Below are 13,989 nucleotides of genomic sequence, written 5' to 3' on the forward strand. Positions count from 1 at the left end.
GGGTGGTCACGACCGCCCCCATCAGTGGCTGATGCCCCTGGTCACGCCGGTTCTTCGCCCGCCTGCCCGTCACGCATGTCCTGATTCTCGGGGTGCGTGTCCGGATTCTCGGAACGTGTGTCCTCATCCCCGGGATGCCTGTCCGCCCTGCCGTCAGGCCCTGGTGTCTTCCCTGCATCTTTCCCTGTCCGGCGGGAGTCCGTCCGACCGCCGGCCGTTTTTTCGCCTGCGCCTTTCCCGTCGGCTGGCTCGTGTCCTTCGGCCCGGGCTTCGGCCGGGCCGTCGGTGCTCTCCGCCAGGTCCGCCCTTTCCGAAGACTTGGCCGGTCTCAGCGTCTTGAGGACATCAAGCGCCTGAGAGGCCTTGAATCCCGGCAGATAGGCCTCCACCACGGCCAGACCTATCTGGACCAGGGCCGCCGGATTGGGGTAGCAGATGTATACGGGGTGTTCCGAGGGCTGGAACTTGCGCTTGAAGAAGAAGAGCGAGCGGAAGCCGTAGGCCGGTTCCAGAATGTCGGCGACCAGGGTCAGGGCGTGCTGGAGGAACTCGGTCCCCTGACTGCGGTGGTAGCCCACCCCCTCATCCTCTCCTTCCGAGGGGTCCATGCCGGCCAGCGGGGCTGCGGACAGGCTCATGAATTCCACAGAGCCATCGTCACGCAGCCGTTCGGCCATACGGGCGATCAGGAATTCCATGATCCCGTTCGGGCTGTCCGTCCTGTGCCGCATGAAATCAAGGGTCCAACCGATGACCTTTCCCTGCCGGTAGGTGGGCATCCAACTGGTCACCCCAAGGACCTGACCACCGTCGTCGATGGCATAAAGGATGGCCATGCGGTGATCCCTGAGTTCGTCCAGGCCGCCCAGGGTGAATTTCATTTCAGGAAGGGCCTTCAGCTCCGCCCATTGCTCGGAGATATCCACGATTTGGGATTGAACGCTCCAAGGGGCGTCGTTGAATGTCGTCAACACGTCGGTGATCTTGTCCCGCTTGGCCTTGTTGATGGCCGTGCGTATGTCCTGCCACTTCTTCCCCCTCGTCTGCCAGAGGTTGGGATCGACCACCATCTCCGTGCCGACCTTGAGGGTGGCCCAGCCTTCGTCGGCCAGCCGGTCACGCTGCGGCTTGTGGACGCTGTAGAAGACGGGTGACCAGGAGTGTTCCACGCAGTAGGCGGTGAAGTCGTCCAGGTCCTGCATGTACTCCCCGGGGTCGCCGAAGGGGCCCGTCGTGGTCAGGGCTATGCCGTGAAGGACCCGGTATGCTATGGCGGACCTTCCGCTGGACGAGAACCAGTAGGTGTTCCCCTGCCAGGTGGTCATGAAGGACATGCTCTCGCCGCCCTTTTCGACGATGGCCTGAGCCCTCAGGCGTTCGCTTTCGTTTTGGATCACGGAGGCCCGCATCCAGGAGAGGAGGACGATCAGGAGTACCAGCCAGAAGACGAAGCCAACACCCTCGCTGACGATGGTCCCGGTAAGGGTGCGCGGGAGGTACCTGGGGCGGAAACGGGAGGCTATCCCGTTGGGCAGGTAGAGGTCCGGCAGCTCGCCGATGGCCTGGGAGATGGTTGGCCGGGGGCGGAACGAGCCGGGGCTGACGACGGTGAATCCGACATAGGCCGTCGCCGTGACCAGGAAGGCCAGTATGAGGATGACCGACCCCCAGGCCAGGCGGGACCGGAAGGTCCGTATGGGGAAGCAGTAAAGGTAGCGCAGGAGGACCACGGCGAATATCAAGGGAGGCAGGGCCGTGACCAGGAGGGAGGGGATGGCCCCGTGCCTGACGGCCCGACCGAGCCCGTCTCCTATCGTGATGGGGAAGATGATGAAATAGAGGAAGGAGAGGACGACCGTCAGACCGTGCAGGACGACGCTGGTCATGGCGGCCACCCTCCGTCCGTGGTATATGCCCCAGGCCAGGAGGAGCAAGACCAAGGTGGGCATGAGGAGGGTCAGCATGGTCTCGGCTGTGTTGACCTTGACCAGGCCGTAGGCTGCATAGCAGCTTGCCTTGGTGTTGCTCCTCAGGCAGCTGGAAAGGTCGCTGGCGGCCGCCCTGCCGGTGCCCATGAACATGCCCAGGGGGGTGAAGAATCCGGCCCTGACCCTTGACAGGGCGGTGATCATGGGACCCAGGGCCATGACGCAGGCGATGGCGGAAAGGAGGTGGCGGGTCTCATATGAACCGGTCTGTCCGCCCTGCGGCCTGTCACGGACCGGGCCGTGCCAGATCCGGCCCATGGCATGCCCGATTAGGGCGGCCGCCAGGGCGCAGTAGTTGCCGGGGTTCCCCGTGTACAGGACCAGGAGGATCAGGGCGGTGTACCCCACAAGGCTGATCCGCCTGCGCCACAGGAAGTCGCTGTACGATATGGAGGCCATGAGGGCCCCGATCACCAGGATGACGGGATTCAGGGACATGGGGATGTGCACGAACCAGGACCAGTGGTTCTGCATGGCGTTGATTCCGGCGCATATGGCCAGGCCGAGGGCGGCGCCGCCCACGGAGGAGACCAGGCAGGACCAGACCATCTTCCTTCTGCCCAGCCTGGTCTCGGCGATGCTGAGGATGACCATGACCAGGGCCGCGTCCACGATCAGCTGGAAGAAGGTCGGTGTGACGAAGAGGGTCACGAGGAGACGGGCGAACTGGAAGGCGATGCTGGGTCTGCGGGTGCCGACGACCGCCGGATGGGGGACGGAGATCAGATCCGACAGGTACATCCCCATGTGTGCGGTTTTGGGGACACGCAGAATCCAGATGAAGAACCAGGAGACCAGGTTGACCACCACCAGGGCCGCGGTGAAGGCCAGGGAAAGCATGTGCTGTCTCAGCCAGGCCTTGAGATCGTCCATCAGAGCCGCGCGTGGAGACTTCTCCAGCATGTCCATCATTCCCGTCCGATCTTGCCTCACCGGCAGCTCCCGACCTGCGCTCACCGGGGAAGACACACTATTGGCATCTCTCAATCTTAGGGGGCCGGTGGGCCAGAACCAACATGGCACTGATCCCGGGTATGGCGGAAGAGGCCCTGCCTTATTCCCGGATGGTCTTCCCGCCGCCCAACCCGTCAGCGTCGGTGAGGGTCATGTTCTTGTATTGGTCCAGGCTCTTCGGCATGGGTCCCAGTCCCATGCGTTCGCCCAACCAGTCGAAGGCGGGCAGCCAGCCGGTCTTGACGGTATGCCAGTCATGGCCTGACCCCTGTGCCACCACGGTGCGTACGGTCATTCCCGCCTCCCTGGCCGCCTTTGCTATGGTCGCCATGTTCTTCTGCGACTGGGGGTCCCTGGCGCCCGCACTGGCGAAGAGGGTCTGGTCGCTGGGGGCATGGGCCCGGATGGCGTTGGCCGGCACCTGTTCCAGGAACTTCCGCCTGTCCGATCCGAAGTAGTCCCTGATCATGTCCTCCTTCTTGCCCTGTTTGGGTTCCTCCTCGCCGGCGCTGGGAATCATGTTCCCATACACGTCGGGATGTCGGGGGGCCAGCTGGGTGGAGCAGGTGCCGCCCTGGGAGAATCCGCCGATGGCCCACATGTGCGGGTCGGGTGACACCGGCAGATGGGCCTTGATCCAGTCGGGCACATCCTTGGTCAGGTAGGTTTCGGCGTTCCCGTAGACGGGTGAATCGACGCAGAGGCTGTTGTGGTTGGAAGCCCCGTTCTGGTCGGGGGAGACCACAATGGGGGCAAGGCCATGGTGCCCGGCCGCATAGGTGTTCATGATCTTGGGGATGTTCACCGCCGTGAAGAGTCGGTCCGGGCTGCCCGGTTGGCCGGCGAGGAGTATGAAGACGGGCAGGCGGGGAGGGTTCTCGCTGAGAGAGGCCGGCGGAAGGTAGACATCGGCCGAGCGTGCATGGAAGCCCGAGATGGTGCCTGGGATGGCCACCGAATATGACCGGCCCTTGTCAGGCACGGAGGGGAGTTGACCCGTCTGGGCCTTTTGCCGCCACTGAGCCACCGTCATAGGGGGTTTCCGGGTTTCGTCCTCGGGCAGTTTCGGGTAGAGGGGGACGCTGAAGAGGGATCCCAGTGTGGTGAATTCCCCGTAGATCATGTCGATCCTCAGGCCGGTGGACAAGAGGACAAGCAGGGCCGTTATTCCGGCCAGCAGGCGCTTGCGGCCATGATGGCGGATCAGGTCGGCGATGGCGAAGGTGACCAGGGCGAAACCGGCCGCCACGGTGAGGATGACCATCCATCCCAGGCTCACGCCGAAGAGCATGAAGACGTCCGATACCAGCCAGGCGGCAAGAAGACCGACCACCCCTCCGATGATCCCGTCCAGGAGGTCCTTCAGCAGGGGTTTCCACTGGCGGGCGAACATCCGCATGGCCACCAGGGCCAGGAGAAGGGCCAGGGTGAGCAGGAAGATGGTGGCGGGCAACCACCCGGAGGTCAGAGAAATGTGCGCCAACCGCTTGAGCATATGGTCCTTTCATGCCGACGGGGGGAGGGCCTGAAGCCCTGGGAACGGTGTCTCTTTCCCCTTGACGAGAATACACTTTTTGAACGGGGAGGGGAGTATGCCGATAGGCCGCCTCGCTTTGGGCGTATGGCGGAACCACTCCCTGTCCGGCGTCTGATGATATTGTTGATAATCAATCTCAATAGTGACCCCGGAACCATTCCGGGGCGGGAAGGACCGGAGGATAGGCAGAATGACGTTTGATGGAAGAAGACTCATGGCCCGTCATCTTCGCCCGGCCCTGCATCGAGGCCTGCCGACCCTCTTGGCGCTCGCGGCATGCCTGGCCATGGTCATCCCCCTGGCCGCCTGCGGCGGGGGGAAGAACCGGCCCGGGCAGGGAGGACGGGAGAGGCTGACCGTGGTCACCAGCATCCGCCAATGGCAGGCCCTGGCCTCCCAAATCGGCGGTGACCAGGTCCGGGTGAAGGCCGTGCTGACCAACGCCAGCGCGGATGCGCACGACTATGAGCCCACGACCGCCGACATCGCCGCCATCGGGAGGGCCGACCTGGTCCTCGTGAACGGGGCCGATCACGATGCCTGGGCCTCCAAGGCGGCCCAGGCCAGCGGCATCACCATGGTCGACGTCGCCCAGGAATCAGGGCGGCACTCCGGCGACAACCCCCACCTATGGTTCTCCTCCGAGGCGCGCCGGGCGGCCGCCTCGGCCTTGAACACCGCCTACAAGCAGATGCGGCCGGGGCATGATGCCTACTTCGACTCCCTGTTGCGCCGTTGGCAGGCCAGGGAGGACGAGCTGTCGCAGCGGGTCGGGAAGGCCCGCGGGAAGCTGTCGGGGGCCGAATACGCCGCGACGGAATCGGTCGCCGCATACCTGGCCCAGGACCTGGGCCTCAAGGACATCACCCCCGCCGGGTACAGGCAGGCCGCCGTCAACGGGGGAGAGCCCTCTCCGGCCGACATCAACGAATTCGAAGACATCTTGAGGACCGGCAGAGCCAGGGCCCTGGTTTTCAACGAGATGGAGGCCAACGGGATAACCGACCAGCTGACCGGAACCGCCATGACCTCCAGGGTCCCCATCGTGAGGGTGGGCGAGCAGATGCCCGAGGACTGCAAGGATCTGGAGGAGTGGATGGGACGGCTTGTCGACGAGTTCAGCAAGGCGCTTTCCTGACATCGACGGGAGGAGGACGGCTCCCGCCTGGCCGGATCCGTCCGGGGGCGGGGCGATTCACGCCCTCCTCCGCCAGCCCGGTCGATGGGTCGGCTGCCTGGTTTGTGGGCCCCTTCGGGGAACTTGTCTTTGTGTTTTAGAAGAATAAATTGAGTGCGCGAATGACAGGGTGCTGCAGAAAGACCCTGTCCGATCAAGTCAGGAGTAGTTGTGAGCGAGCCAGTTCAAGGAACGGTGTCCGAGAACGAAGGGAAGAAGGCAGAGGCCGCCAGCGATGGGCGGCCGCCCCGAAAGGGCATCATCGGCCGCCTGAAGATATGGAGCTGGGTCTACGCCCTCGTCTTCATCCTTGCCGATTTCCTCATGGTGGCCCTCATCCAATGGGGGGTGGACGACAGCGGTCAGGGGCTGACCCTGCAGAACTTCTTCCCCACCTTGGGCGGTATGATCACCTCCCTGTGGACGGAACAGAGCAAGATCCTCATCCTGAACCTGGTGGGCATCGCACTGATCTATGCGGCCGTGGTATTCATCTTCAACCGCTTCTGGATCGCCACTGCGGTCATGCTCATCGTGGCTCTTGTAGTGGGGGTCATCGAGCACTTCAAGGTCGTATCACGGCATGAGGCCGTTCTGCCGGCCGATCTGAACTTCCTGCAGGCGGACGCAGGCAACATCGCCACCTTCCTGCCTGCCGGGGCGGGCAAGACCATAGGCAAGGCCGTCGCCTTCGCCGCCCTCCTCATCGTCGTCTTCGTCCTGATCGGCCTGGTCGACCGCCGTCATGGGCGGATGGTCCGCATAGGCAACAAGGCTGCCGGGGCCTCCGTCCGCCTGGTCTGCATCCTCGTCCCCACACTGGTCGTGGCCCTCTTCATGTCGGCTGTGGGCACGTACGGCACCTGGGCCAACAGGCTTTCCCTGCAGCTGGGCGATTTCCCCTCCATGTGGGACTCCGTGCTGGACGCCAAGGTCAACGGGGCCTTCGTCTCCTTCTCACGACAGCTCAACCCCAAGGTGATGGAGAAGCCCAAGGATTACAACGAGGCCACGATGAAGGCCCTGGCCAAGCGCTATTCCGACCAGGCCGACCAGATCAACCAGGGGCGAAACGCCTACATGGATGAGAGCACACTGGTCTATGTCCTGTCAGAGTCCTTCTCCGACCCAACCAGGGTTCCCGGCCTCCAGCTCAACGAGGATCCCATCCCCGAGATCAGGGGGATAAAGGACGGGACCACCAGCGGTCTCATGCTCTCCTCAGGGTATGGCGGGGGGACCGCCAACCTGGAGTTCCAAGCCATGACGGGGCTGAGCATGGCCAACTTCGACCCCTCACTGACCAGCCCCTATCAGCAGATCGTCCCCGACCTGCCTTGGATCTTCACGGCCAACCAGATATGGGGTGGACCCGAACATTCGCAGGCCTTCCACCCCTACATGTCCTCCATGTACTCCAGGGCAAGCAATTACAAGAAGTTCGGCTTCTCCCACTTCTATGCCCTGCACGGGCCGGACCAGATAGCGCATCAGGACAAATCCGGCAGTTCTCCCTACGTCAACGACAAGTCATCCTACGACAGCGCCCTGGAGAAGATGGGACCGGAAGAGGGCAACCAGTTCGTGGGGGTGATCACCATGCAGAACCACATGCCCTACAACGACTGGTACGAAGACAACCAGTTCACGGCCGCCCCTGCCCAGGGGGCGCCGGGCATACCCGACGATGAACTCATGACCATCCGCACCTATGCCAAGGGGGCCAACCTGACCGACCAGGCCACCCGGGGCTTCCTGGACTCCATCGACAAGATGGACAAGCCCGTCACCGTGATCTTCTACGGCGACCACCTGCCGGGCATCTACAACACCGCCGGAGCAGACAGCGCCAACTCCCTGGCCCTCCACCTGACCGACTACTTCATCTGGTCGAATTCCGCCTCATCGAGCGCGGGCAGGAAGATCGAGAACGCCGAATACTCCTCGCCCAACTTCTTCGTCGCCCAGGCGGCCGAGCACATGAATGCCAAGATATCCCCCTACCTGGCCTTCCTGACCGACCTCCACCAGAAGGTCAGCGCCATGGAACCCCCGGTCGTCAACAACATCCAGACCTGGACACGCATACCCGAAGGGCAGACCATCTACCTGGATTCCAAGGGGGAGCCCATGGACGCCCGGTCCTTCGACGCCAGGACCAAGGCCCTCCTCCATGACTACAAGCTGATCCAGTATGACATCACGGCCGGCAAGCAGTACCTGAGGACGACCGGCTTCGTCCGCACCCCCACGCGGGCTTCGGATGCGAAGAAGGGCAAAGCGCAGCCGTCAAAGGGCCAGGGTGATGTCAAGTCCACGGCCGGACCGTCCGCCCCCGCCCCGTCCGCCACCGCATCTCAGGGCTCGGAACGACAGGAGACCACCAGCGGGCAGTGAGGGGCCCCGGCCTGGTTTCCGCCGGTCAGCCCAGGGCGCGGAAGCCTATGTCGTGCCGGTAGAAAAGACCGTCCGTGTCCAGGCCGTCGATGACCGAGTAGGCGCGATCCCTGGCAGCGGGGATGTCCTTCCCACTGGCCTCGATGACAAGGGTCCTGCCCGAAACGGCTGTAAAACCAGGGGTTCCAAGCCCTTCTACGTCGGCCACACCGGCGTAGAAGGGGTGGAGGTCCTCTGCGGCTCCGACCAGGGGGACCGGTGAGCCCAGACGGGGGGCCTGCGGGTATCCGTCGGCGGCCAGGACGACGCAGATCCTGCTCCGCCCGGCCTCCCAGGTGAACCGGGGTTCGCCGCCCGACATAAGTGCCATGATCCCCGCCCCCAGGTCTGAGGTCAGGGCGGGCAGGACCACCTCGGTCTCGGGGTCTCCCATCCGGGCGTTGAATTCCACCACCCGGGGACCCGACGCGGTGATCATGAGACCCGTGTAGAGGACGCCAGTGAAGGGGAACCCCTCATCAACCATGGCGGCGGCCACCGGTTTGACTATGGTCTCCAAAGCCTCCTGGACGATAGCGGGGCCGAACTGGGGGACCGGGCTATAGGCTCCCATTCCCCCCGTGTTGGGACCCCTGTCCCCGTCATAGGCAGGCTTGTGGTCCTGGGAGAGGGGCATGGGCCATACCCTGTCTCCCCGCACGAAGCACATCAGAGAGCATTCCTGGCCCTCCAGGAGGTCTTCGATGACCACCTTGTCGCCGGCGCGGCCGAAATGACGGCCCACGAAGATATCATCCAAAGCCCTGAGCGCCTGGTCCTCGCTGGCCGCTACCGTTACCCCCTTGCCGCCGGCAAGGCCGTCGGCCTTGATCACGATGGGGGCACCATGGTCCTTGACATATGTGCGTGCGGCATCAGGGTCGTCGAAGCTGGCGTAGGCGGCGGTGGGAATGCCATGACGGGCCATCAAACCCTTGGCGAAGTCCTTGGAACCCTCGATGCGGGCGGCCGCCCTTGTCGGGCCGAAGGCGGGGATGCCGGCGGCGGTCAGATCATCGACCAGGCCCTCGATCAGGGGTTGCTCCGGGCCGACGAAAACCCAGTCCACCCCCAAGGTCCGGCAACCCTCCACAAGAGCCGCGTGGTCGGCCACATCAAGATCGGCCGGACGGATGCCGTCCAGGGCCATGCCCGGATTGCCCGGTGCGCAGATGACCTCGTCCACGCTGTCCCCTCTGAGGAGGGTGGTCCCTATGGCGTGTTCGCGCGCGCCGGACCCGATGACCAAGACACGTTTGCCCATGAGATTCCCCTTTTCCCGGCCCTGTTCCGGGCCCTCACTCACCATCTTCGAGGATGACGCCGCCGTCACTGCTGGCCACGACGTCCCCTATCAGGCTGTATTCCTCACCCTGCCCGCGAAGGCTCTCCTCCACCGCCTCCAGCCTGTCCCTGCCGACGACGAGGACCATTCCGATCCCCATGTTGAAAATGTTGTACATCTCGCGGTGGTCCACTCCGCCGTAAGTCTCCACCAGATCGAAGATCGGGGGGACCCGCCAGCTGCCGAGGCGGAAGCGGGCTGCCACCCCGTCAGGCAGTATGCGTGGGACCTTCTCCACGAATCCGCCCCCCGTGATGTGGGCCGCCCCGTTGAGCAGGCCCCTGTCGAAGAGGGGTTTCAAGGCCGAGACGTAGATGCGGGTGGGTTTCAGGAGTTCTTCGCCCAGGGTGTGACCGCCCAAGCTTGCGGGACGGGAGTCCAGGCCGGGTCCCCCCTCGCCCAGGAGGGCCTTGCGGACCAGGGAGAAACCGTTGGAGTGCAGGCCGGACGACGGCAGCCCCAAGAGCAGGTCGCCGGGGCGTATGGCGCTTCCGTCCACGATGGCCTCCTTCTCCACCAGGCCGACCGTGAACCCGGCCAGGTCATATTCATCCTGCCCGTACATGTCCGGCATCTCGGCGGTCTCCCCGCCGATCAGGGCCGCCCCTGCCTGGACGCAGCCATCGGCCACCCCCTTGACCACCTGCTCCAGCAGGGCCGGGTCGTTGTGGCCACAGGCTATGTAATCCAGGAAGAAGAGTGGCTGTGCCCCCTGGGCCAGGATGTCGTTGACGCACATGGCCACGCAGTCCACCCCGATGGTGTCATGCCGGCCCATCTGCTTGGCCACCATGAGCTTGGTGCCCACCCCGTCGGTTCCGGAGACCAGGACGGGTTCCCTGCACCCCAGCAGAGAGAGGTCGAAGAGACCGCCGAACCCCCCGATTCCTCCGGCGCCTGGCCTGGCAGTCCTGGCCGCATGGGACTGGATCCTGCGCACCAGGTCATACCCCGCCTCCACGTTGACCCCGGCTTTTTCATATGCCTCAGGCATCTTCCTCCCCTTTCGGCTCCTTCGCAGGTCCATCCGGCCCTGTCCGTTTTCGTGTCGTCCGGTCCGCCGGTCCGTCGGGGCAGGTCCTGTCCCCCTCGGGGTGGTCCACACCCCCGTAGGCCTTCATGGCGGGTGCCAGGCGGGCCCGTTCGGCCGGGGTGAGGCCGGCCAGGAATGATGCTTCATAGTCGTCAAGGGGGGTTGGGTAGTCCCCGTTGAAGTAGGCCACGCAGAGACCGCCGTAGGGGGCGTCGGCTTTGAGCCCGATGCTCTCCACCAGGCCGTCAAGGCTGAGGTAGGCAAGGGAGTCCGCTCCGATGTAGTCACGGATCTCCTCGACCGATTTGTGGGCGGCTATCAGTTCCGAGGTCCTCGATATGTCGATCCCGTAGTAGCAGGGGTATCGAAGGGGTGGGGAGGCGATCCGCATGTGGACCTCCCTGGCCCCGGCCTCCCGCAGGAGTCTGACTATTCTGCGGGAGGTGGTCCCACGCACTATCGAGTCGTCGACCACGACCACCCTTTTGCCGGCGACCACCCCCCGCACGGCGGCCAATTTCATCCTCACGCCCTGCTCACGCAGTTCCTGGCTGGGTTGTATGAAGGTGCGGGCCACGTACTGGTTCTTGATCAGTCCCATCTCATCGGGAAGGCCCGCCGCTTCCGCGTATCCGGATGCCGCCGACAGGGAGGAGTTGGGCACGCCGACCACCATGTCGGCGCGGGCAGGCGCCTCGGCGGCCAGCCGGGCCCCCATCCGTTTGCGGGCGGAATGGACGTTGACCCCGTAGATGTTGGAGTCGGGGCGGGCGAAGTAGATGAACTCCATGGAGCAGATGGCCAGGCGGGTCCGGTCCGTGTAAGTGTCGATCCGGTAACCCCCGTCGTCGATCCTGACGATTTCACCCGGATGGATGTCACGCACCAGCTGGGCCCCCACCACGTCAAGGGCGCAGGTCTCCGATGCCAGCACGTAGGCCCCGTTCGACATCCTGCCCAGGCTCAACGGGCGGAAGCCATTGGGGTCCAGGGCCCCTATCATGGCTTCCCCGGTCATCAGGAGGTAGGCGAAACCGCCGTGGACCTGGCTGAGGGCCTCCTTCAAGGCGTCCATGAAGTCCGGCTTTCTGGATCGTCTGATCAGGTGCATGAGCACTTCGGTGTCCGAGTTGGAGTGGAAGATGGCCCCGTCCCTCTCCAGACCGGCTTTCAGGGAGGTGCAGTTGGTCAGATTCCCGTTGTGACAGAGGGCGATGTCGCCGTCCTGGAAGCGGAAGACGAAGGGTTGGATGTTCTCGATCGAGGCGGATCCGGCCGTGGCGTAGCGAACGTGGCCGATGGCCCTGTCTCCGGTCAGCCTGTCGATGACTGTCTCATCGGGGAAGACCTGGGTGAGCAGGCCCAGGCCCCGGTGTCCGATCAGGTGGCCGTGGTCGTTGGAGACGATCCCAGCCCCCTCCTGCCCCCGGTGCTGGAGGGCGTGCAGGCCGAAGTAGGTCAGGCGGGCGGCATCCGGATGACCCCAGACGCCGAAGACCCCGCACTCCTCGTGCACTCCTTCAAGCTCCAATGACATGGAATCGCTCCCTTCTTCCCGGAGATGTGACGACATTTGGGCCATCAGTCGGCAAAGTAGGCCACCCCCGATGCGAACAGGGGCTGGGGTCGGAAGTCCGGGAAGTTCCTGTAAAGGCCCTCCCCGCTGCGCTCCGTGTGTCCCATCTTCCCCAGCACATGGCCATCGGGGCTGGTCAGCGCCTCGACGGCCAGGTCCGACCCGTTCGGGTTGACATCAAGATCCATCGAGGGCAGTCCATCCTCGCCCACGTATTGTGCTGCGATCCTTCCGGAAGAGGCCAGGTCCTTGAGGAGGTCGGTGCCGGCTACGAACCTGCCCTCCCCGTGGCTGACGGCGACCGTGTGGAGGTCCCCCACCCGGCAGGCGGAGAGCCAGGGGGAGAGGGTGGAAGAGACCCTTGTGCGCACCAGCCTGCTCTGGTGTCGGCCTATGGTGTTGTAGGTCAGGGTGGGGTCATCCTCGCGGGCCTCCACGATGTCCCCATATGGTACAAGGCCCAGCTTGATCAGGGCCTGGAATCCGTTGCAGATTCCCAGCATCAGTCCGTCCCGGTCTTTCAGGAGCCCTCGCAGGGCATCCGCCAGGCGGGGGGAGCGGAGGAAGGAGGCGATGAACTTGGCTGACCCGTCGGGTTCGTCTCCTCCGGAGAAGCCGCCCGGGAGCATGACGATCTGGCTGGAGGCGATGCCGGCGGCCAGCCTGTCGACGCTGTCCGACACGTCCTGGGGGGTCAGGTTACGGATCACGACCGTGCTGACCCTGGCCCCCGCCTGTCGGAAGGCCCTGGCGGAGTCATATTCGCAGTTGGTCCCCGGAAAGACGGGGATGAGCACCAGGGGACGCCCCTCCCCGTGAATGGCCAGGTTCGGCCCGCTGCCTGGCCGGATGCCTCTCCTGCCGGCTCCGGCCACCGCCCTGGCGTCGGCGGCGGGTCCCACAGGGAGGCTCCCGCCTCCACCGCCCTCCCTGTATGACCCACAGGGCCCTTGCGCCCCCTTGGCTTCTGCCTGACCCGGCCTGCCGGTCACCTGACCGACGAGGGGGATTCCGCCTTCGCCCCCACGGTAGGGGTAGACGTCTTCCAGGCCCCTGGCCCAGACCTCTTCCAGGTCGGACAGGTCCAGGTCGCTTCCCCTGCCGGTCAGACGGTAGTCGGCCGTGGTCGTCCCAAGTCTGGTGGCATGCACACCCTTGTCCAGCGGGGGAAGGTCATTGCCGGGTTCCAGGACGAGGAGGAAGGACCCGTAGGCCGGTTTGAAGAGGGTGTCCTCATCCAGGTCGGGGTCGAGGGACAGACCCAGCCGGTTGCCCAGTGTCATCTCGAACAGTGACTGGGCCGCACAGCCATAGCCGGGTGTGGATGCCGCCTGGATCAGGCCCGCCCCCTCCAGTCTCTCCAGGTAATCCATGGTGGAGACCAGGCTGGCGGCATCAGGTATGAGTCCTCCCTGCCCGTATTCGGGGGTCAGGAGGAAGACGGGACTGCCCGCCCGCTTGAACTCGGGGGAGATGGCCTGGCCGGCCCTGCCCAGGGCGACTGCGAAACTGATCAGGGTGGGGGGGACTTCCAGGTGTTCGAAGGTCCCGCTCATGGAGTCCTTGCCGCCGATGGCGCCGACCCCCAGGTCAAGCTGTGCATCCAGTGCACCCAGCAGGGCGGCCATCGGCCTGCCCCATCGTGCCGGGTCCCGCCCCGGCTTGGGGAAGTACTCCTGGAGGGAGAGGTAGGCCCTGTGACGGCTGAATCCGGTTGCCACCAGCCGGCAGACGCTCTCCACCACCGCCAGGTAGGCGCCTGTGTATGGATCCTCTTCGGTCAGGAAGGGGTTGAATCCCCAGGCCATGGCGCTGGCCGAATCGGTATGGCCCTTCACCGGGAACTTGGAGACCATGGCCTGGGAAGGGGTCAGCTGGCGGCGGCCGCCGAAGGGGAGGAGGACGGTCGCACCGCCGATTGTGCTGTCGAACCGCTCGGCCAG

General features: G+C 64.7%; 8 protein-coding genes. 2 read left to right on the plus strand and 6 right to left on the minus strand.

Features of this window, described 5'->3' with window-relative positions; all coding sequences use genetic code 11:
- Positions 1–41: 41 nt before the first annotated feature.
- Together V6584_RS02660 and V6584_RS02665 are read right to left on the minus strand one after the other, a co-directional pair.
- Positions 42–2,891, minus strand: coding sequence for a bifunctional lysylphosphatidylglycerol flippase/synthetase MprF (locus V6584_RS02660; RefSeq protein WP_340468878.1), 2,850 nt, complete (start codon positions 2,889–2,891; stop codon positions 42–44).
- A 151-nt stretch (positions 2,892–3,042) separates the two neighbouring features.
- Entirely contained in the window at positions 3,043–4,437 is a 1,395-nt protein-coding gene (locus tag V6584_RS02665) for an alpha/beta hydrolase (protein WP_340468879.1), read from the minus strand.
- A 232-nt stretch (positions 4,438–4,669) separates the two neighbouring features.
- On the opposite strand from V6584_RS02665, the gene V6584_RS02670 reads away from it, so the two are divergent.
- Together V6584_RS02670 and V6584_RS02675 are read left to right on the plus strand one after the other, a co-directional pair.
- The gene (locus tag V6584_RS02670; protein WP_340468880.1) at positions 4,670–5,617 is read left to right on the plus strand and encodes a metal ABC transporter solute-binding protein, Zn/Mn family; all 948 of its coding nucleotides are present in this window, start codon (positions 4,670–4,672) and stop codon (positions 5,615–5,617) included.
- A gap of 234 nt (positions 5,618–5,851) precedes the next feature.
- The gene (locus V6584_RS02675; protein WP_340468881.1) at positions 5,852–8,053 is read left to right on the plus strand and encodes an LTA synthase family protein; all 2,202 of its coding nucleotides are present in this window, start codon (positions 5,852–5,854) and stop codon (positions 8,051–8,053) included.
- 25 nt (positions 8,054–8,078) lie between these two features.
- Here the strand turns inward: V6584_RS02675 and purD are convergent, their stop codons facing one another.
- The 4 genes from purD to V6584_RS02695 all read right to left on the minus strand — a co-directional run.
- The gene (gene purD / locus V6584_RS02680; protein WP_340468882.1) at positions 8,079–9,356 is read right to left on the minus strand and encodes a phosphoribosylamine--glycine ligase; all 1,278 of its coding nucleotides are present in this window, start codon (positions 9,354–9,356) and stop codon (positions 8,079–8,081) included.
- A 34-nt stretch (positions 9,357–9,390) separates the two neighbouring features.
- The gene (gene purM, locus V6584_RS02685) at positions 9,391–10,431 is read right to left on the minus strand and encodes a phosphoribosylformylglycinamidine cyclo-ligase (RefSeq protein WP_340468883.1); all 1,041 of its coding nucleotides are present in this window, start codon (positions 10,429–10,431) and stop codon (positions 9,391–9,393) included.
- A complete protein-coding gene (gene purF, locus V6584_RS02690; RefSeq protein WP_340468884.1) occupies positions 10,424–12,007 on the minus strand; it encodes an amidophosphoribosyltransferase in 1,584 nt (527 codons plus the stop codon). Before purF ends, purM begins: the two co-directional genes overlap by 8 nt.
- Positions 12,008–12,051: 44 nt before the next feature.
- The coding region (locus tag V6584_RS02695) for a phosphoribosylformylglycinamidine synthase subunit PurQ (RefSeq protein WP_340486167.1) at positions 12,052–13,989 on the minus strand (1,938 nt) is incomplete at its 5' end.

The organism is Bifidobacterium favimelis (assembly GCF_037963085.1).
GTDB lineage: Bacteria > Actinomycetota > Actinomycetes > Actinomycetales > Bifidobacteriaceae > Bombiscardovia > Bombiscardovia favimelis.